The 26,322-nt window shown below is 43.1% G+C and carries 21 protein-coding genes and 3 pseudogenes; 3 read left to right on the top strand and 21 right to left on the bottom strand.

Annotation, left to right across the window (positions count from 1 at the left end; all coding sequences use genetic code 11):
• Positions 1 to 112: 112 nt before the first annotated feature.
• The 5 genes from RTJ53_RS10465 to rlmE all read right to left on the bottom strand — a co-directional run bounded on the left by RTJ53_RS10465 (position 113) and on the right by rlmE (position 4,725).
• The gene (locus RTJ53_RS10465; protein ID WP_312276901.1) at positions 113 to 634 is read right to left on the bottom strand and encodes a hypothetical protein; all 522 of its coding nucleotides are present in this window, start codon (positions 632 to 634) and stop codon (positions 113 to 115) included.
• 9 nt (positions 635 to 643) lie between these two features.
• Positions 644 to 910: an FAD assembly factor SdhE gene (locus RTJ53_RS10470; RefSeq protein WP_007116167.1), complete on the bottom strand. Its 267-nt coding sequence runs from the start codon at positions 908 to 910 to the stop codon at positions 644 to 646.
• A gap of 47 nt (positions 911 to 957) precedes the next feature.
• Positions 958 to 1,839 (bottom strand): dihydropteroate synthase, encoded by an 882-nt coding sequence (folP, locus tag RTJ53_RS10475; protein WP_312276902.1) that lies wholly within the window; start codon positions 1,837 to 1,839, stop codon positions 958 to 960.
• 104 nt (positions 1,840 to 1,943) lie between these two features.
• Positions 1,944 to 3,845 carry an ATP-dependent zinc metalloprotease FtsH gene (gene ftsH / locus RTJ53_RS10480; protein ID WP_312276909.1) on the bottom strand — a complete coding sequence of 634 codons (1,902 nt, stop codon included), beginning with the start codon at positions 3,843 to 3,845 and terminating at the stop codon, positions 1,944 to 1,946.
• Between the two features lie 247 nt (positions 3,846 to 4,092).
• Complete coding sequence (gene rlmE / locus RTJ53_RS10485; protein ID WP_007116170.1) at positions 4,093 to 4,725, bottom strand: 23S rRNA (uridine(2552)-2'-O)-methyltransferase RlmE; 633 nt, start codon at positions 4,723 to 4,725, stop codon at positions 4,093 to 4,095.
• A 326-nt stretch (positions 4,726 to 5,051) separates the two neighbouring features.
• On the opposite strand from rlmE, the gene RTJ53_RS10490 reads away from it, so the two are divergent.
• Together RTJ53_RS10490 and RTJ53_RS10495 are read left to right on the top strand one after the other, a co-directional pair.
• A complete protein-coding gene (locus RTJ53_RS10490; protein ID WP_101964434.1) occupies positions 5,052 to 5,369 on the top strand; it encodes a YhbY family RNA-binding protein in 318 nt (105 codons plus the stop codon).
• 7 nt (positions 5,370 to 5,376) lie between these two features.
• Complete coding sequence (locus RTJ53_RS10495; RefSeq protein WP_312276903.1) at positions 5,377 to 6,147, top strand: DOMON domain-containing protein; 771 nt, start codon at positions 5,377 to 5,379, stop codon at positions 6,145 to 6,147.
• Between the two features lie 85 nt (positions 6,148 to 6,232).
• On the opposite strand, the gene RTJ53_RS10500 is transcribed toward RTJ53_RS10495, so the two are convergent.
• The gene (locus RTJ53_RS10500) at positions 6,233 to 6,928 is read right to left on the bottom strand and encodes a M23 family metallopeptidase (protein ID WP_312276904.1); all 696 of its coding nucleotides are present in this window, start codon (positions 6,926 to 6,928) and stop codon (positions 6,233 to 6,235) included.
• Between the two features lie 191 nt (positions 6,929 to 7,119).
• Here RTJ53_RS10500 and RTJ53_RS10505 point away from each other — a divergent pair, with 191 nt between their 5' ends.
• Positions 7,120 to 7,608, top strand: a complete 489-nt coding sequence (locus tag RTJ53_RS10505; RefSeq protein WP_312276905.1) for a DciA family protein — start codon at positions 7,120 to 7,122, stop codon at positions 7,606 to 7,608.
• A gap of 338 nt (positions 7,609 to 7,946) precedes the next feature.
• Here RTJ53_RS10505 and lpxC read toward each other — a convergent pair whose 3' ends face one another.
• The 15 genes and pseudogenes from lpxC to RTJ53_RS10580 all read right to left on the bottom strand — a co-directional run bounded on the left by lpxC (position 7,947) and on the right by RTJ53_RS10580 (position 26,001).
• A complete protein-coding gene (gene lpxC, locus RTJ53_RS10510) occupies positions 7,947 to 8,822 on the bottom strand; it encodes a UDP-3-O-acyl-N-acetylglucosamine deacetylase (protein WP_312276906.1) in 876 nt (291 codons plus the stop codon).
• 197 nt (positions 8,823 to 9,019) lie between these two features.
• Positions 9,020 to 10,237: a cell division protein FtsZ gene (gene ftsZ, locus RTJ53_RS10515; RefSeq protein ID WP_201664829.1), complete on the bottom strand. Its 1,218-nt coding sequence runs from the start codon at positions 10,235 to 10,237 to the stop codon at positions 9,020 to 9,022.
• A gap of 149 nt (positions 10,238 to 10,386) precedes the next feature.
• A complete protein-coding gene (gene ftsA, locus RTJ53_RS10520; protein WP_219299740.1) occupies positions 10,387 to 11,667 on the bottom strand; it encodes a cell division protein FtsA in 1,281 nt (426 codons plus the stop codon).
• Between the two features lie 25 nt (positions 11,668 to 11,692).
• Entirely contained in the window at positions 11,693 to 12,571 is an 879-nt protein-coding gene (locus RTJ53_RS10525) for a cell division protein FtsQ/DivIB (protein WP_036594487.1), read from the bottom strand.
• 197 nt (positions 12,572 to 12,768) lie between these two features.
• Entirely contained in the window at positions 12,769 to 13,692 is a 924-nt protein-coding gene (locus RTJ53_RS10530; RefSeq protein ID WP_050325451.1) for a D-alanine--D-alanine ligase, read from the bottom strand.
• 188 nt (positions 13,693 to 13,880) lie between these two features.
• Positions 13,881 to 15,290, bottom strand: a complete 1,410-nt coding sequence (gene murC / locus RTJ53_RS10535) for a UDP-N-acetylmuramate--L-alanine ligase (RefSeq protein ID WP_050325513.1) — start codon at positions 15,288 to 15,290, stop codon at positions 13,881 to 13,883.
• Positions 15,291 to 15,438: 148 nt separating this feature from the next.
• A complete protein-coding gene (murG, locus tag RTJ53_RS10540; RefSeq protein ID WP_312276907.1) occupies positions 15,439 to 16,557 on the bottom strand; it encodes an undecaprenyldiphospho-muramoylpentapeptide beta-N-acetylglucosaminyltransferase in 1,119 nt (372 codons plus the stop codon).
• A 197-nt stretch (positions 16,558 to 16,754) separates the two neighbouring features.
• Positions 16,755 to 17,624, bottom strand: a pseudogene (locus RTJ53_RS10545) (PhoX family protein); the annotation flags it as partial.
• 4 nt (positions 17,625 to 17,628) lie between these two features.
• A pseudogene (locus RTJ53_RS10550) lies at positions 17,629 to 18,129 on the bottom strand (transposase); the annotation flags it as partial.
• Positions 18,130 to 18,161: 32 nt separating this feature from the next.
• The gene (locus tag RTJ53_RS10555) at positions 18,162 to 19,064 is read right to left on the bottom strand and encodes a cation diffusion facilitator family transporter (protein WP_065263189.1); all 903 of its coding nucleotides are present in this window, start codon (positions 19,062 to 19,064) and stop codon (positions 18,162 to 18,164) included.
• Between the two features lie 86 nt (positions 19,065 to 19,150).
• Positions 19,151 to 22,291 carry an efflux RND transporter permease subunit gene (locus tag RTJ53_RS10560; protein ID WP_007116547.1) on the bottom strand — a complete coding sequence of 1,047 codons (3,141 nt, stop codon included), beginning with the start codon at positions 22,289 to 22,291 and terminating at the stop codon, positions 19,151 to 19,153.
• Complete coding sequence (locus RTJ53_RS10565) at positions 22,281 to 23,510, bottom strand: efflux RND transporter periplasmic adaptor subunit (protein ID WP_007116546.1); 1,230 nt, start codon at positions 23,508 to 23,510, stop codon at positions 22,281 to 22,283. Before RTJ53_RS10565 ends, RTJ53_RS10560 begins: the two co-directional genes overlap by 11 nt.
• Before the next feature lies 1 nt (position 23,511).
• Positions 23,512 to 24,837, bottom strand: coding sequence for a TolC family protein (locus RTJ53_RS10570; protein WP_040403790.1), 1,326 nt, complete (start codon positions 24,835 to 24,837; stop codon positions 23,512 to 23,514).
• 32 nt (positions 24,838 to 24,869) lie between these two features.
• Positions 24,870 to 25,461 (bottom strand): annotated as a pseudogene (locus RTJ53_RS10575) (transposase family protein).
• A gap of 123 nt (positions 25,462 to 25,584) precedes the next feature.
• Positions 25,585 to 26,001 (bottom strand): cation efflux protein, CzcI-like, encoded by a 417-nt coding sequence (locus RTJ53_RS10580; protein ID WP_227522854.1) that lies wholly within the window; start codon positions 25,999 to 26,001, stop codon positions 25,585 to 25,587.
• Positions 26,002 to 26,322: the final 321 nt, after the last annotated feature.

A 26,322-nucleotide genomic window follows, 5' to 3' on the forward strand; every position in this document is an offset into this window, starting at 1 on the left:
CCGCGCTGACGCATGCCAACTGCACTTAAGTTCAAGCTAAAATGCGCAGTCGCCTCAACACTTGGTTGATTTAATTGTAGCAATATTGAATATAACTTATATACCATTTTTGTTATTGCCCTACTGTGTTCGCTAGCACCTTAAATTGCCGCCATGTATCGCGATCCACTTGGTCTTGCCAAATGGTTACGCTGATTTTAATTGGCGCTGATTCTATCAACTCAAACGTTAAAATCACTAGGCATCCCATATCAGCGATGCCTAGCAAATTTGCCTGCCACACCGCTTGTTTACTCTGTCTAGGTACTTTAATAACCCCACGCACCCACTGGATTTGCCAAGTTAAAAAATCAAAGTTGTCATAGGGTGAGGTTTGATTGCTAGTTTGCGGTTTGGCGTGTAACGATGAAATAGCCAATAAGTGACAACTAGAGATTTGCCCGAACCAAAGACTGGCTATCGCGACCATACCTAGCAAAAGTTTGTAGGTAAGCGCCAAAGGCACAAGGGTTAAAATGCCAACAACCACCCATAAACAAGCCACCCAAACCAATTTTTTATTCACACTGGGGTTGAGCGTGGCATCAATGTCAATAAATGAGACGTTATGACGCGATAAGTAGCGCTCGTTCATCTCAGTCCATTAAGAAGATGCTTTTAATGATTTGAGCTTGGCTATCAAATCAGCAAATTCTGGCTTGGTCGGCTGATTGTGTAAAAACCAGTCAAGCAAATCAGGATCTTCTTCTTTCACCAATTCTGCAAAAATTTGCTGTTCTTGTGAGTCGGCTTGTAGATAGTGCGCTCTCACATAAGGGTCAAAATAATAATCAAGTTCTTTTAGACCGCGTCTGGCACGATAGATAACTTTGCGCTGCTCTAATGTAGGTTCTGGCTGGTTGTCACTCATGATAAATCCTTGTCGTTGCGCGTTAAATTCATGTAATTTTTAAATTTTTATGAAGCTTTTGCCTCTTGGGTCGCTTGCCACATCGCAAGCCCTGCTTTAGTCGCTGCTACGTTATGGGTGCGCAATATACAAGCCCCTTGCTGCACAGCAAATAGCCCTGCAACCATACTAGCAACATCTCTATCGGTAGGGTCATGGGGTAGATTGGCTGACTTGAGGACTTCCCCAACAAAGCGTTTACGAGATAATGCCACCATGACAGGTAAGTTAAACCTATGCAACCGATAAAATTCATTCAGCCATGCCAGATTTTGCTGGGCGTTTTTGGCAAAGCCAAACCCTGGGTCAATGATAAGATTGTCACGTCTGACCCCACCCGCCATAACCTCATCAATGCGCTGCTGTAACTCGCTAATAACATCGGTATATAAGTCTTGATAATCATCTAGCTGATTCATGGTCGTTGGCTCACCGCGCATATGCATGAGCATGACAGGGATATCAAGTTTGGCAGCGGTAGCAATGGCATCGGGGCGCGTCAAGGCTCGTACATCATTCCAAATTTTGGCGCCGACTTGACTGGCGAGGGTTATCACGGTCGGGCTACTGGTATCAACTGACACCCACACTTGCTCACCAAAGTTATGATTAATCGCTTCAACCACTTTAATCACGCGGTCAATTTCTTCTTGCTCACTCACAGGACTGGCATTTGGGCGAGTAGATTCACCCCCTACATCAATAATCGTCGCCCCGTCTTTAATCATCTGCTCGGTATGACGTAAGCCTTGGTCGATGTGATTATATCGACCGCCATCAGAAAATGAGTCGGGGGTGACATTTAAAATGCCCATGATATGGGGATAAGACAAATCGAGCGTTTGATTATGATAATGAATGGCAAAGTTGGGAATGGGCTGTAACTGCATGATATCCACAATGATGGCTAAAATTTTCTACTATTTTAAGTGAAAAACAAAAAAACCGCTATCAAAGTGATAGCGGTTTTTGGGTAACTCATATCATGGATAATTTACATTGCAGGTAACGGCGGCGGGGTTAAGCCCGATCCACTTGATGGTGGATTGCTTGGTTTATCAAAATTTACTCTAACAGGCTCTTGATAAACTTTAGGCTCGCGTGGTGGAATACCTGCCATAATGTCTTGCAATTGGTCACGGTCGATAGTTTCCCATTTCATTAACGCATCGACCATGGCATGCATTTTATCCGCATTACCTTCAATTAATGCACGTGCGATATCATACTGCGCTTCTAGGATACGACGAACTTCATCGTCCACTTTCTGCTGTGTCGCTTCTGAGATAGTACGAGATGAGGCACCAAAATAACCTTGATTTTCATCTTCTTCATATACCATCACACCCATGGCATCTGACATACCGTACTTAGTAACCATCGCACGTGCCATTTTGGTAGCACGTTCAAAGTCATTTGACGCGCCAGTCGATTGCTGATTGATAAAGACTTCTTCAGCGATACGACCACCAAACAAAATCGCAATGTCATTTAGCATTTTTGATTTATAGACGCTAGTCTGATCATGCTCTGGCAATTGCCACGTGACCCCCAACGCCCAACCACGGGGCATAATAGTGACCTTATGGACAGGGTCGGTATCCGGTAGCATTTCAGCCACTAAGGCATGCCCTGCTTCATGATAAGCCGTTGCACGGCGCTCTTCTTCACGCAGTACCATCGATTTACGTTCTGGACCCATATAAAGCTTGTCTTTAGCTTCTTCAAAGTCGTTCATATCAACTGACGCTTTGTTGTTACGTGCAGCAAATAGCGCCGCCTCATTCACCAAATTCGCTAATTGCGCACCACTAAAGCCTGGCGTACCACGCGCTAATGAACGAATATCGACGCCAATGGTTGAGGGCAATTTTTTCATGTGTACACGAAGAATTTGCTCACGGCCTTTGATATCAGGCAAGCCAACTTGCACTTGGCGATCGAAACGACCTGGACGCAACAACGCTTTATCGAGTACATCGGCGCGGTTGGTTGCCGCAATCACAATCACCCCGTCATTGCCTTCAAAACCATCCATCTCAACCAATAACTGGTTTAAAGTCTGTTCACGCTCATCATGACCACCGCCCATGCCTGCGCCGCGATGACGACCGACAGCATCAATCTCGTCAATAAAGATGATACAAGGGGCATTTTTCTTGGCTTGTTCAAACATATCACGCACACGGCTTGCACCGACACCCACAAACATCTCAACAAAGTCAGAACCTGAAATTGAGAAAAATGGTACTTTGGCTTCACCTGCAATCGCTTTAGCAAGCAAGGTTTTACCAGTACCGGGCGGGCCTACCATCAACACACCACGTGGAATAGTCGCGCCAAGTTTGGTAAATTTTTCTGGGTCACGTAAGAAGTCAACAATTTCTGTCACTTCTTGTTTGGCTTCATCACACCCTGCCACATCTGCAAATGTCACTTTGATTTGGTCTTCTGAAAGCATTTTTGCTTTAGATTTACCAAAACTCATCGGACCCATGCCGCGACCACCACCTGCACCACCACCGCTCATATTACGCATGATGAACAAGAACAAACCAATAATCAATAGCACTGGGAAGCTTGCAATCAGTAATTGCATCATTACGCCTTGACGTTCAGGGGTGGCGCCTTGAACTTCAACATTATGCTTGATAAGCTTTGGCATTAGCTCGGTGTCAGTGACGGCAGGACGTACTGTCTCAAAAGTTGAGCCGTTTTTCTTTTCACCAGAAATTTGCTCACCATCAATTTTGACACTTTTGACCTGGTCAGTTGCCACTGCAGTGACAAATTGGGAGTAATTGAGCTTATCAGGTTCATTGCGGGTATCAAAATTGCTAAAGACTAGCACTAATACCCCTATCACAACTAACCACAATAAGGTATTTTTTACCATGTCGCTCACGTTGTTTTTCATCCTTCGCGTTAGGGGGTTGATTAAAAAGTGGGGTTAAATCAAAATGTTTACCAAAGAAAGATAGGTAGATGTTTCACCAAAAATAGACGTTACATTAATCTTTCAATATAGCATGATATATGGATTTACCTTAACATTATCAAGCGAATTCTCTGTTATTTTCTAGTAAAAACATATTACCAATTTTTATCCAGCCGACTTCACCGATAGACTGAAGCAAATTACCTTATTTGGTGGCAATCCAATACATTTCTTTTGAGCGTGCGCGTGACGCTGCAGGCTTGATACTACGCACTTTACTAAAACGCTGCTGCATATTTTTTCGTAAGGCATCAGAGCCTTCGCCTTGGAATACCTTAATCACTAAGGTGCCACCTTCAGGGAGCACTTGCTCGGCAAAGTCCATGGCAAGTTCACACAAATAAATCATGCGTGGCTGATCGACTGCAGAAAACCCCGAGGTATTGGGCGCCATATCAGATAGCACCACTTCCACTTTTTTATCAGCGACTTCTGCCATGATGTTGTCAAACACTGCTTGCTCACGAAAATCACCTTGGATAAAGGTCACATTCTCTAGCGTATCCATCGGCAAGATGTCTGAGGCGATGAGTTTGCCAGTGTCCCCGACTAGCTTGCCAGCAACTTGCGACCAGCTGCCTGGGGCAGAACCCAAATCAACCACCGTCATGCCTTTTTTAATCAGCTGCAGTTTTTCGTTGATTTCTAGCAATTTGTAAGCCGCTCTTGCCCGATAGCCATCGCGCTGGGCAAGTTTGACATAGTGGTCGTCAATGTGCTCTTTCATCCACGCACGGCTACTTTTGGACAATTTTTTGTTGGTAATACGCGTTGCCATAATTCTCTACAAACTACCCTTTATAGTTTAAAAATTCTTCACTTGGGATTTGGCTAAAAAACCCAACGCCATCCTACAATGACCATCGGTAAATTTTGACAATCTCAAGGGTTAAGACTGTTATTTTAGCATATTTCACCCAGTTAGCTTGTGTTAACTCATGGATTAGTTATTGATTTTTTCAATCCAGTGATTTTTGTAGATGGATAAGTCATGGCAGTTTTTTTGCCTATGTGTTTTTGCCTATGTATTGCCCATAATTTATTAGGCAAAATGATTAATATGGTATAATGCTAGCTAATTTTTTTATAGGTCAATTGACAGTTATGGCAAATTCAAGCTTATCAAATGCTGATATCAAACATTTAAAAGGCATCGGTCACCAGCTGAACCCGGTGGTAATGATTGGGGGTCAAGGCGTTACCCCAACCGTTATTGAAGAAATTGGGCGCGCACTGAGCGATCATGAGCTGATTAAAGTAAAAATCCCGGCCGGTAGCAAAGCAGATCGTGACGCTGTGGCAAATGCGATTGCGGAAGCCACTGATGCGATTTTGGTCACCAGCATCGGTCGTATGGTGTTATTACTACGTCGCAATCTGGACGCCAATCCTAAGTTATCAAACTTAGTACGTTTTGGCTAAGGCTACAATGGACGCGTTACAGGGTGTGACATTTGCACTGACGAGCACGGTTGAACCATTCACCGTATCGGCAACACTGGACTACCAGCTCTCAGTACATGTGGTCGCTGATAGTAAATTTTTAACTATCTTATTTGATGCTACCCATCCCAAGATTGATGATAGTCAAAACGCTCTACAAGCTGGTCTATGGGCAAATTTTCCGACATTTAGCCCATTGGCACTTCAACATGTGATGCGCCAAGATTATTTATGGCAAGCAGATTGTTTTGAGTGTTTTATTGCCAAAGATAGCCAAGCGGATAGCCCGTATCTTGAGGTCAATTTGGCGACCAATGGTGAGTTTAATCTTTATTATTTTGACAGCTATCGGACACCGAATGCATTACCACCTCGGCGCTTGCCTATCACAGCGCTGACTTACGGTGAGGATATCAATTTTTTTAGCCAGGCCGTTACACAAGATACCGAGCTTCCGCTTGTGTTTTGGTGTTCTGCAAGTCCAATGCTCCTCACCCATGTACGAGCGGTAGAGCAGCAACATGCGTTTAGCACTTGTACTTTTCGTGTCGGTATGACATTTGCCAAATCAGCATTGGACAAGTTGGTTGGTGCAAATGGTAATTATGCGCTAAATCCAACGCGTGTGATTCAGCATCCGCCAGACAATGGATTAGCAGATAACTCAGCTTCAACCGTCGATGAAATGAGTTATTGGGCCATACAGCATGCACACCCAGCGGACTTTCATAACAAGGCACACTGGATAAACATCTAAATTATGATGGTTTTAAACCATAGTACAGCGAAAAATAAAAACTGGCTTAAAGCCAGTTTTTTTATATACCGAGATATTGTCATGATTAACGCGCTGGCGCCATTGCTAAGTAAGTTTGTGGATTGATGGCTTGACCATTTTGGCGTACTTCATAATGTAAGTGGGCGCCTGTTGAACGACCTGTGTTGCCTACTGCAGCGATTTGCTGGTTTGCATACACCGTATCGCCAACGTTAACATAGTTTGCAGAGGTATGTGCGTAACGCGTGACAGTGCCGTTGCCATGATCTACTTCAACATAACGACCATACCCGGTACCCCAACCTGAGAAAGTCACCACACCATTACCTGTGGCATAAATAGGGGTGCCGATGGGAGCAGCAAAGTCCATCCCTTTATGAAACTGTGATTTACCCGTTACAGGGTGGATACGATAGCCAAAACCTGAACTCATGCGCGCAGATGACGTAATTGGGCGCAACGCCAACATGCCATTACCCGCATAGCTGCCCATGGCAGACATGTTGATAATGGTGGTTGGCTGAGTCGATAGCTTTTGTGCTAAACTTGCGAGGCGGTCTTCTTTTTGCTGGGTTTGCTGGCTTAGGTTTTTGATGGCGGCATTAACGGCATCTGAGGGCAGATAATAATCTTCACCATCATCTTCACGGACAATAACTTGACTGGTTTTACCGGCATTGGTAATCGATAGAATTTGAGCTTGTGCAACACTCATTGTGGTTAAAGCAACAACTGGTAATGCGATTAGAGCTAACTTCATCTTTTATCCTTTGTTAAACCTTATGCTATTAAACCCTGTGCCAATGTCATGTGAACGCTACTTGAACGCATTGGCAAGATTTAATTCACTATAATTTGGTCTTAAAATCACCTACACTAACACTAAGACCCAATACTAAGACTAAATCAAAATTTTTGTCGCTTAACTACCAACCCACACGCTCATTGACTATGAAAAAACCAACCAACCATCTTGCCTCTCGCACTGAGCGCCTTGCCAACTATCAATTACCGTTTCAAAAAAAGCTGCATCAATTACAGCAATTGACGGACGATGTTCGCAGCGCATGGCAAAACGTGTTGCCTCAAGAAGTCTTAGCAAGCTTACAAGTGATTGCTTGTGAGTCGTTTAGACTTGTGATTAGTACGACCAGTCATACCCTTGCCAATCACCTCAATTACAACCAGCAGCACCTACTGTCAACCCTGCAAGCGTTCGATAACAATTTTCGTCAATTTAATCAGTTACGTTTTCGCGTGGTGATTGTCAAACCTATTCATGGCTCGCAAATACTAGATTTACAGTGTAATCATAATGTTAGCAATGTAAAGAATTGTGAGCTAAGCGAATCTACCAAGCGAAATATAACACAGCTATGTGACCTTGTCACGGATAACGAGCCGCTTAGAACGGCGTTACAAAAATTGATAAAACACTAAAGCAGCTAATTTACAATGTAACTTTATGTAAATTATGTTACTGATATCGCAAGATTTATCAATAGATTAATGGCTTATGCAAGTGAAAGTAAAAATATAGGAATAAATTTACAATCAGTCTCGTAGATAAAGATATCTTTTTTTTCATTTTTACTGCGCTTATAGTAGCCAATGACTAAAAAAAGATATCCAAAAATTAAATAATAAAATTGGGCGGTTGGGTTTAGTTAGTGTAATGAAATGATAACTTCTTGATGAAAAAATGTTACTAATCAAACAATAGGTAAGGTTTTTTGATTAGTAAAAATACACAATAAAATTAATAGATTTAAATAAATCTAGTTAACATTGTCATGCTTTGTTACAACTTTATAGTTATTTTCATCACTAAATAAAGCCTGTAACAATTTATTATTGAGCGCATGCCCTGACTTATACGCATAAAACTCGCCCAAAATCTGGTGCCCGGCAAGGTATAAGTCACCAATCGCATCTAGTACTTTATGGCGCACAAATTCATCGTCAAAACGTAACCCTTCAGGATTAAGTACGCCGCTATCATCTAAAACAATGGCATTCTGCATACTCCCCCCCAGCCCTAAGTTATTGCTTTTTAGGTACTCAATATCTTTTAAAAAGCCGAATGTGCGCGCTTTGGCAATATGCTCGATAAAATTGCCTTCATTAAAATCCAATTTAAACTTTTGATGTGAGGCATTAAACGCAGGGTGATTAAAGTCAATTTGGAAATCTAACACAAATCCATCGTAGGGACGAAATCCTGCGACTTTATCCTCCACGCGAACCTCAATCGGTTGCAACACCTGAATATAGCGTTTGGCAGAGGTTTGCTCGGCAATACCCGCTTGCTGCAATACTTGCACAAATTCGATGGCACTACCATCCATAATTGGGATTTCAGGCGCTGACACTTCGATTTGTAAATTATCAATTTGAAGCGCAGCGATTGCACTCATCAAATGCTCGACTGTCCCAATGCGCTGACCTAGCGCATTGGTGAGATTTGAGGACATCATGGTATCGGTTACTGCATGATAGATAGCGGGTATGGGCTTTGCCTGTGCCACATCGCTACGTAAAAACTGAATCCCATAGTCAATGGGTGCAGGAGAAAAGCGCAGGTGTACAGGGTTACCGCTATGTAAGCCGATGCCTTCAAGATTGATGGGTTGTTGAATAGTACGCTGCTGCATAATGCCCCCTAGTAGATTGCACTCATCCTTAGCCAAAGCTAGGTTGATATAATTTGTTACATTTGGCTATTCTACCATTGTCCCTTGCTACATCATAGTGATGCTTAATTGATTTTATCCACCTTTACGATTGGCTACAGTGATAAAAAAACCCCACAACGATTAAGCTGTGAGGCTGTTAAAAGTCATACGGTATCTTAGCGATTTTGCTGGCGACGTAGATAGTCTTGAATACTGTTGCCTGTGCGCTGTGGCTGCGATGATTGCGGTGCTGGCGCAGGCTCGATAGTTTGCTGTACAGGTGGCTGAGGTGCAGGGATGGATTGTGGTATATCACGGCGTGCCGCATACGCAGGTTCATGCGTGCCTGCTTCCACTTTGTGGGTGCTAGAGGCATCTGAGACAAAATCTCTAGCTGGGTGCTTTGGGGTATTATCTAGGGTAAGACCCGTTGCCACCACTGTCACTTGGATTTCATCGCCCATGTCTTCATCAAATACCACGCCGTAGAAGATGTTGGCTTCGTCAATATCTACCAAACTATGCACTTTTTGGGTGATGCGCTCTTGCTCTTCAAAGTTAAAGTCTGAGCTTGCCACTACGTTGACCAATAGACCTTTGGCATTTTTAAGTAATAAATTGTCAAGCAATGGGCTTTTGATGGCTTTTTCAGCAGCGATCTCAGCGCGGTCTTCCCCACTGCCTTTCCCGATACCCATCATCGCATGACCCCGTGAGGTCATTGCCGTGCGAATATCGTTAAAGTCGATGTTAATAAAACCATCTTTTGAAATCATGTTAGAGATACCTTGCACCGCTTGAAGTAAGACTTCATCGGCTTTTTTGAAGGCATCTTTCATAGAGATTTTGCCATACACTGTCATCAATTTATCGTTGGGGATAGTGATGATGGAGTCCACAAAGTTAGAAAGCTGCTCAATACCTTCCCTAGCCACTTTATTACGTCTGCCACCTTCAAAGGTAAATGGCATGGTCACTACGGCAACGGTCAAGACGCCCAGCTCTTTGGCAAGTCTGGCAATGACTGGCGCAGCGCCCGTACCTGTACCACCGCCCATACCCGCGGTAATAAATACCATATCAGAATTTTCTAACAATTGGCGAATTTGTTCTTCATCGCTTTCTGCCGCTTCACGCCCTACTTCTGGGTTGGCACCTGCCCCCAGGCCGCGGTTGTTATTTTTGATACCGAGCTGGATTTTATTGGGCGCTGACAGGCGGTCAAGCGCTTGTCTATCGGTATTGGCACAGACAAAGGTAATGCCTTTTACACCATTTTGTACCATGGTTTCAACGGCATTGCCACCGCCACCACCGACACCGATAACGGTTAAACGGGCTGAATCGGCAAATGTATCAGTGTGATCTTGTACAATACTAAACTTCGCTTCCATAATTGAAAATCTCCGTATGCTGTCAAGTAGGCTTGAGTAGCATAAATAGCAAACATATTAAATTAAATATCAATTAAATCATTACACAATTAGTGGATTTTAGAGTTAATCATAACATGAGCACTCTTAAAATACTAAACATCTCTTTTTTAGAAAAATTTACCAAAAAATTTATTCACAATTTTAAGTTTTTCTCGCATGGGCTGAACTTGCAAAGAGTCAGGTGAGCTTTTCTCGCTATGATGAAACGCCTCACTTTGACTATATAACAGTGTGCCAAACGCGGTTTGGTATTTACGCTCACCAATCATTGCCGCAATGGTGCGAAGCTTGTCATCATCGCCATATTGGGTATAGGCAGAAATCGCTGAGTGTTGATTAACCTTGTTTACTTTATTGGCAAAGATTTTTTTGGCTAATGGCAATAATCCGCGCATTTCAGCCCCACCGCCCGTGATCACATAGCCTTGTTGTAAAAACTCACTGAGTCCTTCTTTATCCAGCTCTTTTTTAATATGACCTAAAATACTGATATAGCGGGCTTCCGTGACTTCAAGGAGCTCAAGCATATTAATGGTTTTTTCATCGTCATGCTGTGAACGCTTGATAGTAAAAAATTGGCTTGAGTCAATCCCATGACGATCGACATTGGCTTGGGATTTTTTCATATTCTCTGCTTCAGCAATGGTGACATCTAGTAGCATAGAGATATCCAGTGTCGCGTGATGTCCGCCTTCGGCAAAACAATGGGTATAAATCAGCTTATCTTCACGGTAAACGCAGATACTAGTCGTCGATGCGCCAATATCAATCAGACATACGCCATGGTATTTTTCTTCGGGTAATAAACCATATTCGGCGGTAGATACGGCATCAAATAGCATTTGGTCGATACTGACATCACATTCTTGCAGCAGTTGCTGCAAATTTTGGCGACCTTTGACGGGCATCATCATCAGATGATAGAGCACCATCAAGTCACTCGCTTGCATCCCAATCGCATCATCAATCATCTCAGCATTGCCATCTAAAGCAATACCTTGCTGGGCATAATGCATCAAATACAAATCATCTTGGAGATGTTTATTTTTGGCTTGGGTTAGCGCGGCGACCACGTCTTTGGCTTGTACGATATCGTGTTTGATTTTGACTTCGCCCACGCTATTGACGCTTTGCAAATCCGGGGTAGAAAAACTAAGCCAAACACTGTTGACGCGGCAATTTGCCATGTCTTCAGCGTTTTGAATAGATTGTTTGATAGCAGATTTTAGACGTTCGCGGTGGCGAATGGTACCTTGCGCGAAATCATGGTTTTTGACGGTAGATAAACCGATAATACGAATATCTTGCGCACTGTGGATTTGACCAATCACAGTATGAATAGCAGTAGCACTTAGGTGGACGACGACGATCAGATCTGGCTTTTTCATAGAACACTACAAAATTATGTTTCACCTAATGGCTGGGGTTGGCTGGGGTTTTTAAGGCTTTGGTTTTCGAATCGGTTGTTGAGTTGGCATCGGTCACGGGTTTAGTATCAGCAGATTTGGCATTGACGGCAGTTGTATCACTTGCTTGCTGTATCACAGGTCGTTTGGTAATTGCCATGCCATTTTTATAGCGTAAATCCACCGTTTGCAGCGTTTTGAGCTGTGGTTTAAGCTGATTTTGTAACATGATGCTCAGTCGATACAGTTTTTCTGACGTATTGTCATTATCAACCAGTACCCGAAGTCCGTTATCAAAGCGAAATAACCATGCCATTCTAGGCGTTACGATGACTTCTTCAATTTTCATACCCAGTGGCATAAACCAATCACTAACTTGCTTGATTTGCTGCATCATGACAACGGCATTTTGGCTATCGCCTTGTAGCTGCATCAAGCTAGGGTTATTTAAGTCATTGCTATCGGCGGGCTTAAATACCGTACCATTGGCATCGACTAAACGTTCACTACCAAACTTGGCAACGGCTTGGCGCGGTACTACATTGACCACAATACCTTGTTGCCAATCGCGCCGCACATCGGCTTGCCCTACCCAATCTACCGTCTCAAGTTTTGCCACATAGCTTTGCAAATCAGCTTTGAGTAGATTTGTGTCGGCTTTTTCGCCCAATAATTGCTGAAGCTGCAGGGTTTGCTGGGTATTTAACCCTTTATGCTGCAAACTAATCGCGGCATTGGGTAATTTGTTGAACACATTAATCGCCAAAGCCGCTAATATCAGCAACAATAACACAACGCCAAGCATTAACAACTTTGGCAGCAGCTGATGAAAGCGATTGGGGAGCGTAGTATCTAGAGAAGCAGTTGCCACAAATGAATTTGCCATATTGACCAATCATAACTCGGTCTAAAATTATTAATTACTAAAATCTCAACAACAAAAATCAAAATAACTAAAAATATTACAAGGATTTATGCTTAGAAGCATATCATAGCAAATTCAATGAAATGAATGGTAAATAGATAATACGCTTCTAGACAATTCAAGTACTTTTTTTGTAAACAAATATAAACGAAAACGACTTATTCGCTCAACGTTTGTTCTAAGATACGCACGCATAGCGTCGCAAAATCCATGCCACGCGCTTTTGCTGCCATCGGCACCAGACTATGACTGGTCATACCTGGCACCGTATTGAGTTCAAGTAGATATAGCGTGCCTTCGTCATCTCGTAAAAAATCCACGCGTGACCAACCTTTGCCCCCAATGGCGGCAAACGCTTTTCTGGCGATTTGTTGCATGGTTTGCTCTTGCGCCTCGCTCAAATCTGATGGGCATTGGTAGACGGTATCATCACGATTGTATTTGGCTTCGTAGTCATAAAACTCGGTCGTTGGGATGATGCGAATACTGGGCAATACTTCATCACCGAGAATTGAGCAAGCATACTCACCCCCTGTGATGGCTTTTTCTGCCAAAATAGCGCCGTGGTATTGTTTGAGCTGTGGGTAGGTCTTGGCAAGCTCGCCCGCTTCTTTAATTTTAAAGACGCCGACACTACTGCCTTCGGCGGCGGGTTTGACAAACAGTGGTAAACCTAGCTGCTGTTCGATAGCGGTAAAATCGGTATTGTCATCAAGCACGACATAAGGTACGTTTGGTAAATCTAACGCTTGCCAAACTAAGCGGTTGCGAAACTTATCCATAGCAATTGCAGAGGCTAACACGCCACAACCGGTATACGGAATATTAAAACCGTCTAGCACCCCTTGCAAGCTACCATCTTCGCCAAAAGTGCCATGCAGCACATTAAATACGCGGTCATAGTCGCGCAGTTTTGAAATATCTGTTTCTTTGGGGTCAAAGTGATGGGCGTCCACGCCTTTAGTTAGTAGCGCCTCAAGCACAGCTTTACCACTCGTCAGTGACACTTCACGCTCAGCACTCCAGCCGCCACAGACAACCGCCACTTTACCAAATTGTTTGACATCGATAAGCTCTGACATATTGATTCCTAATCTTTTATTAACCGAATTTATTGCTACAATTATTTCACAAAAATTTTTAAACTATTGCTTGGCAATTTTAGCTCACTCATAAAATAATCGACTGCTGGCAGTATGGGCAAGCTAAAATAGCTTTTCAATACCTTAAGTTTGCTAAACGCTTGCCGCGTGGTTTTTCAATCAAACGGTTACTTGTCCGCTAGAAATAAATTGTTTTTTGCCAAATCTAAACAGAGTTGACCCACGTTACCCGCCCCTTGGGTAATCAGCAAATCATTGCCTTTTAACATACTACCTAGCACCTGACGGATTTGATCCATGTCATTGATGTTCAGCATAATTGGCTCAACTTGTCCGCGGGTGCGGATGGTACGGGCAAGGCTGCGACTATCCGCGCCTTCAATCATGGCTTCACCTGCGCTATACACATCGAGTAGCATCAACACATCGACTTGTGACAATACGTCTACAAAATCATCGAAGCAATCACGGGTACGGGTAAAACGGTGAGGCTGGAAAATCATCACCAAGCGGCGATCGGGATAGCTTTGGCGAGCCGCTTTGATGGTCATTGCCACTTCAGTTGGGTGGTGACCATAGTCGTCAATCAGTAGCACATCGCCTGCGCCATCTTTCACAGGGTAGTTACCATTGTTTTCAAAACGTCTGCCCACGCCGGCAAATTTTTTGACCGCTTGACAAATGGCTTCATCACTGACACCTTCATCGGTGGAGATGGTGATAGCCGCTAAGGCGTTATAGACATTATGAATACCGGGAATGTTCAAAGTAATCGGCAGTGGCTCACGGTCTTTACGCAGTACGGTAAAATGGGTTTTGGTGCCATCTGCCACCACATCAATGGCTTGCACATCGTTATGTTTTTCTAACCCATAAGTCAACACAGGGCGTGCGATTTTATCAATCAGTCCGTACAATTCTTTGTCATCACCGCACAATACGGCTAACCCATAAAACGGCATATTTTGTAAAAACTGCACATACGCCGCTTTTAGTTTATCAAAACTGCCGCCATAGGTTTCCATATGGTCTTGGTCGATATTGGTGACAATCGCTGCCATCGGACGCAGCGATAAAAACGACGCATCTGACTCATCCGCTTCCGCCACCAAATAACGGCTTTGACCTAATGACGCGTTTTTGCCTGAGGCGTTAAGTTTACCACCAATCACATAAGTAGGATCTAACCCTGCTTCGGTTAAAATCATGGTAAGCAGGCTAGTGGTGGTAGTTTTGCCATGCGCACCCGCTACTGCAATACCATGACGGTAACGCATCAGCTCACCTAACATATCGGCGCGGCGTACCACAGGAATACGTCCTGACAAGGCGGCTTGGATTTCTGGGTTGGTATGATCAATGGCTGATGACACCACGACCACATCGGCTTCACTGATGTTTTTGGAATCATGCCCGATAAACACTTGAATGCCCATTTGGGTCAAACGGTCAGTCACTGGGCTTTGTTTGATGTCTGAACCGCTAACCATATAGCCATGATTATGGACGACTTCGGCAATACCGCACATCCCTGCCCCACCAATACCGACAAAATGCACGTGGCGAATACGGCGCATCTCTGGAATTTCGACCACACGCTTGGTAATTTTTTTGGTGACACGGTTGGTTTTTTCAGGTTTTTCAGTAGATTGGGCAGTGGCAGTTTTGGCTGATTTTGACATAGACAGGCTCAATGATAAATGACTTATAAATTGTAGAAAATAATTAAGGGTTTAACTGGGATAAAATGGCATCGGCAGCCAGCTGTGTGGCATTGGGTTTGGCAAATTCACGCGCTTTTTCTGCCATCACTAAAATTTGATGACGGTCGAGCTTGGCTAAAATAGCACTTAAACTCTCTGCTGTTAATTCTTTTTGCGGCATTAAAAACGCCGCGCCATGTTGTGATAGGGTTTTGGCATTGGCCGTTTGGTGATCATCTACCGCATGGGGCAGCGGCACAAACACCGCAGGCAATCCAACCGTGGCAACTTCTGTGACCGTCAGCGCCCCAGCACGGCAGACTATCACATCTGCCCAGCTATATGCTTCTGCCATATCTTTGACAAATGGTAAAATTTCATATTGGGTTGATTGGAGCTGTGCTTCGCTATATACCGCTTGAGTAGCCTCTTGGTTGTTTTTACCACATTGATGGCGCACTTGCCACGGCTTGGCGTCTGGCATACTTTCTAGTTTTTTTAGCGTGGGCGCGATATGATTATTTAGCGCCTGAGCACCCAGAGAACCGCCAATGACCAATAGCTTTAAAGGACTGGTATCATTGACATCAATACGGGCTTTTGGTGGCGGTACCTGTACGATAGCCTCACGTACTGGGTTGCCCACTGTCATTACTTTATTAGAAGGTAGTTCGGTGAAGGTGTTTGGGAAGGCTTCTAACACTTGATTAGCAAGCTTAGATAGATAGTTATTACTCATGCCTGCGATGGCATTTTGTTCATGAATCAAAATTGGTATTTTACAAAATTTGGCGGCCAATCCGCCGGGTGCGGTCACATAACCACCAAACCCTACCACGATGTCGATTTTATTGGTTTTGATGATTTTGATAGCCGCTAATGTTGCTTTAAGTAAGGTTGACGGGGCTTTAAATAAGCGTTTGATACCGTTACCGCGCAATCCCTGCATATTGATGGCATGGTAGGTAAAGTCGTAATGTTGTAGCAACTCATTTTCCATACCGACTAGGGTGCCAAGCCAATGCACTTGGGCACCTGATTGTTGTAACGCTTGAGCCACCGCAATCGCGGGAAACACATGCCCACCCGTGCCTGCTGCCATCATCAGCACGCGCGGTTTTTGCATCGTTGGCTCACTCATTACAAAATCCTTATTCAATCGATATATTCATTGGGATTATCCCATCATAAAAGACCGATTATTTGGAAAAACAATCACCATAAAAATGGCAAAATCATAGCATTTTTTTTATACCTTTAAAAGATAAAAGGTTATTTTATAAAAAAACCCTTGAATCACTGTTCAAGGGTTTTTGATAACTTTGTTGCGTGTTTAACTTATGTTAATGACTCACCTAAAATCACACCGCCGTCTTTTTTGGTAATCATCACCGTCGCTGAACGTGGTGTAGTACCACCAGTAATCGCGCCCCATGTGACCCCTGGTTGATCTTCGCCTGGATGTTGGATATTGATGAAGAGTGTTTTAAAGTCTGGCGTTAAGGTGATACCCGTTACTTCACAACCTTTTGGACCCACAAAGAAACGTTTGATATTTTGTTCTGTAGCTTGCATACCAACGCGGGTTTTGATACCCGCTGATGTGGTTACTTCTTTACCATCATTTACTTTACCTGGCAACGCAGCTAGTAGCATACAGTTGGTTCTGCTAGTGTAAGCACCGTCATCGGTTTGAATCCATAATACGCCACGTGGGTCGAAGTATAAGCCATCTGGTGAAGACAAATCGTTATTGGCATTTAAACCAGACAAATTTTCTGCGGTTAAATCATTTGGCGCTGCAAATAGGTAGATATCCCAGTTAAAGCTGGTAGCTGTATGGTCGTTACCTTTTTCAGCCCAACGAATGATATGTCCGTTACGGTTACCCTTGTTGGTAGCATAGTTACGTGGGTTAGCTGCATCTACCGGATATGAAACGCCACGATTAGAATTGTTGGTTAATGTGACATAAACTTCACCCGTCACAGGGCTGACCGATACCCATTCTGGACGATCCATTCTAGTTGCACCTAGTGCGTCACCCGCAATACGAGCATGTACCAACACATCAGCTTGGTTAGCAAACGCGTATTTTGCATAAGACGCAGTTAATGCGCCTGTACCAAACGTTAATGGTTTCCATTCACCTGTACCATCATCTTTAAATACTGCAACGTACAAAGTACCTTTATCTAAGAACCTGTTCACGATTAAAAAATATGTTAGGATAGACGCTGCTCAGTGGCCGGTTCTGCCAAGCGGTGATGTCATCCAAGATGTTGTCAGTGACTCTGGAAACCAAGCTGCTTGAGATGTCGACGTCGTAGATGTCCTTGATGGTTTCGACAATCTCAGTAGTGGTTTGACCTTTGGCGTAAAAGCTGATGATTTTGTCATCAAGACCTGAAATACGGGTTTGGTGCTTACTGACAAGTACAGGCTCAAAGCTACTGTCGCGGTCTCTTGGGGTGGAGATCTCAAGCTCGCCTGTGTCGCTACGGACTCTCTTTTTAGTGTGCCCATTGCGCTTATTAGGCCTGTCTGCCTTTTCATGCTTGGGGTAGCCGAGATGCTCTTCCATTTCTGCTTCTAGGGCAGTGTCGATGAAGGACTGCATGAGCTGCTTTTGAAAGTCTTTGATGTCATCGAAGCTTTTCATGCTGCTGGCCATTTGCTCAGCCAGTTTCTTGATGTCAGATTGGTTAGTCATTGCTTATTCTCCTGTTAGTGGATTATAAGCAGTTACACAAAGTTTGGGAAACTCTCTGCCTTACATTTCGTATTTTCTATTTGTAACGTAATTTCAGTAATATTATGATTATGTTTTAGAACTTCTAAGGCCTTTTGATAGAGTTGATCTGTATTGCTATTCGGAGCAACCAAATGAGCAGTTAAATGAATATTTTTTGAGGATATAGCCCAGACTTTCAACTGATGAATCCCTTCAACGCCCTCTAGCTTCAATAAATCATTTCTTAACGACTCAATATCAATCTCATCAGGAACTCCTTCAAGCAGAATATTAATACTTTGTTTTAATAAAATCCAAGTTCGAGGTAAGACCCAGAAGCCAATTAACACAGCGATTACGGTATCAACCCACATCCACTGGGTAAAATAAATAACTATTCCTCCGATAATCACGCCTATCGATCCTAGAGCATCACTAAGAACTTCTAAATATGCACCTTTTATATTTAGACTTCCTTCAGCACTAGCAGAAAGGATTTTCATTGAAATCAAATTTACGACCAAACCAATGACCGCGACAATCATCATTTCAACACTTTGAATTTCAGCAGGGTTCGTAAAACGTTGATAAGCTTCATATACAATATATATTGCTACCACAAAAAGCATCACCGCATTAAACAGAGCCGCTAAAATTTCAAATCGCTGATAGCCAAAAGTTCTTTTATCATCTGCGGCTTTTTTACCAATTTTGATAGCGGCAAGAGCAATAGCTAAAGCGGCTACATCAGTAAACATATGAGCTGCATCAGATAACAAAGCCAAACTTTGGGTAATAAAAGCAGCGACAACTTCTACTATTAAAAAAGTAGTCGTTAAACCTAAGGCAACCATTAACTTCTTACTATTTTCTTCAGTAACAACCGCATGGCTATGATCATGATGTTCTGACATAAAATATTTTCCTTATTCTATTTATGATGAGCAGAGATATTGGATAACAGCCAATATCTCTGCTGTAAATCGACTAATCTATTGGATTAAGAAACTTTTTTTTCATTTATCCAACGATAAAGCACGGGTAACAGCACCAAAGTTAGTAATGTTGAAGAGATAATCCCGCCAATCACTACGGTTGCCAGTGGCCGTTGAACCTCAGCCCCTGTTCCGGTTGCCAGCGCCATTGGTACAAAACCCAGTGAAGCCACACAAGCTGTCATCAACACTGGTCTTAAGCGCAAAATAGCCCCTTGCCACACGGCTTTATGCACTGGATATTTGTCCCTTAATTCCTTAATAAAGGTCAGCATTACCAGTCCATTGAGGACTGCAACACCAGATAAGGCAATAAAGCCAATTCCAGCTGACATCGATAATGGAATATCCCTTAGCCAAAGGAACAGCACACCACCGGTCAAGGCAAAAGGTACCCCGGTAAAGACCAATAGACTTTCTTTGACATTGTGAAAGACCGCCATCAGTAAAATAAAGATAGTGATTAAAGCCAGTGGAATCACGATTTGCATCCGTGCTTTGGCTGAAGCCAAATTTTCAAACTGACCGCCATATTCTATCCAATAACCACTTGGCAAAGTGTATGCTTTGAGCTGTGTCTGTACATCAGAAACAAAAGACCCTAAATCACGCCCTTCAACATTCGTTGTAACCACAACTCGGCGTTTACCATTTTCTCGACTGACTTGGTTGATTCCTTCAATGGTCGAGACTTGCGCGACATCCGACAATAAAATACTGCCACCATTTGGAAGCTGAATAGGTAACTGGGAAACAGATGCGACACTACGGTCTTGCTCTCCAAGACGGATAACAAAATCAAAACGACGATCGCCTTCTAAAATCTCTCCCACGCTTTGTCCACCAATACTGGTTGCCACAAGGTCTTGAATTGAACGCACACTCAAACCATATTGTGCAGCCAAAGTTTTATTTACCTCGACATTCAGTAATGGCAAACCTGAGGTCTGCTCAACTTTCACGGCACTGCTACCCGATATTTGCTGAATGATTTTGGAGATTTTAGTCGCCTCAGTATTGAGGACATTCATATCATCACCGAAGATTTTCACACCAACATCACTACGCACACCTGAGATCAATTCATTAAATCGGAGTTCAATCGGTTGTGAAAATTCACTATTATTGCCTGGAATCGTGGCTAAATACGTCACCATACGGCCACGTAATTCATCTAAACTTTCTTTAGGATTTGGCCATTCTGAACGAGGCTTTAACATGATATAGCCATCTGAAATATTGGGTGGCATGACATCTGTTGCAACCTCGGCTGTACCCGTTCTGGCAAATACTGCCTTAATTTCAGGGAAACTCTTTAAAAGAAGTTTTTCAGTATTCTTCTGAATACGTAAAGACTCTTCTAAGCCTGTACTTGGTGAACGTAACTGTTGTATCGCAAAGTCTCCTTCACTGAGCTGTGGTGCAAATTCACTGCCGAGTTTGGTACTGATAAATCCCGTAATCACTAATACACACAGTGCAAAAGTCAGCACAACTGCTTTGTATTGATACGAAATATCAAGAGTTTGCTGATATTTAGCTTTTAGCCATAACATCCAACGACTTTCTTTTTCTTGAATATCGCCTTTGACCCACAATGCCACAGCAGCAGGCACAAAGGTGATCGATAAAATAATGGCTGCAACAAGGGCGAGTACCACTGCCAATGCCATCGGATGGAACATTTTTGCTTCCACACCACTTAAAGCAAAAATCGGCAAATACACCACCAAAATAATAAGCTGACCAAAAATAAGAGGACGACGTGCTTGGCGGGCAGCCAGAAAAACTTCCTTAAAGCGTTCACTTTGTGTGAGAGGTCGTTTTAACAGTTGCTGTGTATGGGCTAAACGCCGGATACAGTTTTCGACAATCACCACAGCACCATCGACAATGATGCCGAAATCGAGTGCACCTAAACTCATCAGATTGGCACTGATATTTTTCTGTGCCATCCCGGTTAAGGTAAACAGCATAGAGAGTGGAATGACACAGGCAGTAATCAAGGCAGCACGGATATTCCCTAAAAACAGGAACAGAATGATGATGACCAGGATTGCTCCCTCTACCAAGTTTTTCTGAACGGTTTTAATCGCCTTCTCAACCAAGGTAGTACGGTCGTACACCGTTTCAATCACTACCCCTTTAGGCAAACTATTCTGAATATCTTGAAGCTTGGCATCCACAGCTTTAGAAACAGTCCGGCTATTTCCACCCATCGCCATCATGGCAACCCCTAAAACGGTTTCTTTGCCGTTATAGGTTGCCCCACCGGTTCTTAAATCATGCCCAATAGAGACTTGCGCAATATCACCAACCCGAATTGGGCTGCCATTTGGGCTACCCAGCATGGTGTTCTCAATATCAGAAAGCCCATTGAATGCACCCGGTACACGTACCGTCAGTTGCTGACCATTGTCTTCAATATAACCTGCACCTCGGTTCTCATTATTTTGCGCTAAAGCCTGTTGCAGTTGTTCTAATGAGATATTCAGTTGCTGCATCCGGTTTAAATCGGGAGAGACCACATAGGTTTTTTCAAAACCACCAATACTGTTGACCTCTGCAACTCCCTTAACACGTTGCAGTTGAGGACGCACAATCCAGTCCTGAATCTCACGTAAATCCATCGGCGTGTATGCAGTTCCATCCGGCTTTTTCGCATTCGGATCTGCCTTCAGTACCCATTGATAAATCTCACCGAGACCCGTAGAAACGGGGGACATCGTCGGTGCGATTTGTGCAGGCAACTCAGATTGCGCCTCCTGTACCCGTTGGTTAATCTGCTGACGGGCCCAATAAATATCAGTCCCATCTTTAAAGACAATGGTGACTTGAGAGAGTCCATAACGGGATATGGAACGGGTAAGCTCCAGATTCGGAATGCCAGCCATGGCATTTTCAATGGGATAGGTAATCCGCTGTTCGACTTCAAGCGCAGTAAAACCCTTGGCTTGAGTATTAATCTGGACTTGGGTATTGGTAATATCGGGTACAGCATCAATCGGGAGTTTCTGATAGCTATACACCCCGACCGCAATCCAGGTACAGACAAAGAGCAACACCCAAATCGCATTTTGTATGGAAAACTGAATGATTCGTTCGAATAAACCTTCTGGTTTTGGCAGATCAGAATTAATGTCCATGGCCTGCCTCGTCTTTTTCTAATTCAGACTTTAATAGAAAACTGCCATCCGCAATGTATTTCTGCCCTTCAGTTAATCCAGAAATGACTTCTAGCCATTGCCCATCCTGACTGCTCACGCCCACTTCTATTGGCTGTGCTTTAAGATGAACCAGTCCCTTTTCTTCAGACTCAATCACAAATACCACAGGTTTTCCTTCAACCTGCTGTAAGGCTTTTTTCTGGACTCTTAACGCTGTTTTTGCTTGTGCATCAGTCACAAAAACATTTACCAAAACATTTGGACGCAGTACATCCGCTTGTGTGGTGACTTTGGCACGCACTTGTAAACGTCCAGTTTGTAAATCTGCCTGTGAATTCAGCGTTTGTACTTTTGCTTGGTAATTTTGATCAGAACCATTGGTTTTAAAGTTTAAAATTTGCCCTACTTGAAGGTGAATATTTGAGGTATTTGGTAGATTAAATTCCAACCAAAGGTCTTTTAGATTTTCAATCACAAAAAGCTGATCCGCCAGTTGGACATTTTCACCGACCACAATATCTTTTTTACTGATCACCCCAGAGATCGGTGCTTTAATCAGAAAACGCCCATTGTTATTGCCACTTGCACTTAATGCATTTAAACGTGCTTGTGAGGACTGGACAGTAATCTGCGCTTGACGGTAGGCATTTTCGGCACGCTGGTAATCCTGTTTGGCAGAAATCCCCTGTGACCAGAGTTGCTGTTCGCGCTGGTAATCTTTACGGGCCAAATCCAGATTCACCTGTGCCATACGCAGATTTGCCTGTTGGTCGATCAGTTCAGGCACGATTAGTACAGCCAGCGTTTGTCCTTTTTGCACGCTCTGTCCTAAAGCCACATTGACCTGCTCGATATAACCACTAAAATTAGGCGATATATGCGCTTGTTGATCGGTATTCACCACCAATTTACCTGGCAGGGTTGTCAGCTTTTCAACCAATCCTGTGGATGCAACAGCAACTTTTAAACCTTGTTCAACCATTTGTTGGCTGGTCAGTTGTATTTCGCCTTCTTCAGCATGTCCTTCTTCAGAACTATCTTCATCAGAATGTTCGGCATTTCCCTCATCATAACCACGCCCCTCAGATTCAGTTTTTTTTGAACTTAACCAAATAGCCAGACTGACCAAGACCGTAATCAGAATCAAAACTACAATCATGAGAGACTGGGATATTTTTCCGTTTTGCTTGGCGTTCATTTTATCGTGCTCCCCCATTGATTAAATTTTGCGATGCTTCGACTGCCTTTTTATTCAGTTGTGTATAGGCATCCGAACGGCTAATTTCTTCATAACTTGTGCCAATACTGAGTGCCTCAGCTGCTAGGGCAGTTTGCCAAGCTTGACGTAGAATTTGTAATTGACCCAATCGAAGATTCTGCAGTTGGGTGGTTGCTTGCTGAACGTCGGTAATGGACAGTTTCCCTGCCTGAAACCCTTGTAAAGTACGGCTCTGAACTTTGGTCGCCAAAGTAACTTGTGCTGTTGTGGCATCGAACTGGCTACGTAAACCTTTGAGCTGATGCATGCTGTTGGCAATATCGAGTATTTGTTGCTTCAGCTCACGCTGCTGCTGTTGGTTCAGCAATATTTGCTGTTGCTGGACCATCGGGATCGCATATTGCTGGCGATTGAAAATATTCAGTGGAATAGCCACGCCGATTGCTAAAGTCGTATCGTTGCTTTTATTAGGGGTTTTGCTACGTTTCATGCCTACATTTAAAGTCGGATTGGGACGTGCCTGAATTCTTAAATTTTCAATTTGATGATCCGATTGCTGAATGTTCAAGGCATAGAATTTTTCTAGCCACCCTTCAGCAATATACCGTTGCACAGTTTGGAGACTTTGCTCTGGCCAAGGGATAGCGGTTTTATTCAATTGAAGATGTGAAGATGTTTCTCCCCCCCACAAATTAGACAGCTGACGACCGGCAGCTTGTTTATTCAGCATCGCTTGCTCATAAAGTCGTTGGATTTCTAGCGCTTCAATTTGGGCACGCTCAAAATCAACCAGGGCAATACTGCCTGCCTGATAGCGTTTCTGGGCACTGTCCAGATTGGCTTTACTTGTTTTTAACAGTACTGAATAAACAGACTGCTCAACCTCAGCAAGTACAAATTGCGACCATGCAAATTTAACAATCAGTTGGCTTTGTGCCTTCCATAATTGCTGTTGCAATTGGATTTGTTGATTCGAGGTATTGGCAATCACCTGGTTCAGCTTACGCTGACCAAATAGATCTAGAGGTTGACTAACGCCAACATTGAATTCCTGTTCTTGACCTGAGCCAAAGCCAGACTGTTCTAAACTTATACTTGGATTCTGCCATAACCGACTTTGCTGAATATTCAATTCAGATATTTGCTGAACTTGTTGCCACGGCTTGTCTTGAGTCTGGTAACTTTGTACTTTTGCTAAAGCGGATTCAAAGCTGGTAACGTTTTCAGCATAGCTATATTGCATAGCCGCTGCACATATACAAGCAACCAAGCTATGACGCAAGAGTATAATTGATTGTGAAGACATGATTTTTCCCACTTATTTAAATAACCCCACTCTCAACTTGAAATAAGCAATTCAAACTGAAGTGGGGGATTACCTAACTGTTTATTGATTACAAAGCAGAAGTTATGAGCCAAGATTTTACGCATAAATCTGTGGGATAAATGCCATAAATCTCTCGCTCTCACCTTTTGCATATTAAACCGCTGTGATAACTGACCAATCACCGTCTCAATATTGCGACGAGCATTTTTAAGACGATTAAGTACACTGAGTGGTCGTTTATCGGGCATATTGACACACAGGAATGGGAAAGCCATCAATAAAATGAATGTTGTCTTGCCCATGCTGTTTAACGATATGCTGTTGTATCAAAGTTTTTACCTGTAGTAAATTGACGCACTGCTTGGCAAAGTTGGGATATGAGCCTATTTGTGGAAACCATGTTTGCCAATGCTGTTTAAAATACTGATGGATTTGTGAGTCGGTGTCCATCTGTAAAAACTCACCCACTATCTCCATGGTGATAATTTCACTGTCGGTTAGTTTTGGTACGTAACCACCTTGTCTTAGCCGGTTTGTTACAATCTTTTTGTAGTAGTCATCTACCATTAGATAGATTTTAATGATAAATTCATCAATGGGCATGGCTTATCCTCTAATCTTTTTGGTCATTGATTAAAGTTTAAGTTCATGCCTTTTTTGTTTCAACCCCCTCTAAAAGTGTTGAGAGTGGGGTTTAAATAATAAAAGTGGTGGGAATGTTTTAGGCTACCCCACCATGAGCGGGGAAAATTCGGGAGGTGGGCTTTGTTGAAACAGGTCAGGAGCCTGATAGCTGTTTTTCCAATGAAATTGTGGATTCACTTTAACTTCAGAGCTTGGATGAAACACATCTACTTTTTCATTTTGTACAATCACATGCATCATCGATGGTAGATGATCTTGATGATCTTCACCGATTTCTAAATCGCTACTGAATGTTTTTATGTTTTCTGACTGTCCATTATGATCGTGTTGACGACTATCGCTGGCACACAAGGTATTTTGGTGATGACCAAAATGATAACTCTGCTGTGATTGAGGCTGTTGTTCATGGACACAAAAGGCCGCCGCCACATTCCAAAAGCTTTGGAACATGAACAATCCAACCAAGACTGTAATCCATGTAGTAGAACGCATCATCATAACAATCGAAAAATTTGTACCAAGTATAAGGCTTAGAGCCACTCCAAGGTCAAGCTTAATAAATTAAATTAAACATTCAATGAACACTGAATAGCCGGCACTTTTGCAAATTTACCTTGTCTCTATAAGCTCACATCAATTTCAGGTAAGAATAACAATAGATAGTGAACCGTACCGGGTTTGTCGGAGACTTTTTATTTAAGTTAGGCCACCTGACCTAACGGGTTAATCTTATCATTGTACATTGCTTCAAACTCAAAAGGCAATTTATTTAAGTTAGGCCACCTGACCTAACGGGTTAATCTTATCATTGTACATTGC

This window comes from Moraxella sp. CTOTU46711, assembly GCF_031975715.1.
Taxonomy (GTDB): domain Bacteria; phylum Pseudomonadota; class Gammaproteobacteria; order Pseudomonadales; family Moraxellaceae; genus Faucicola.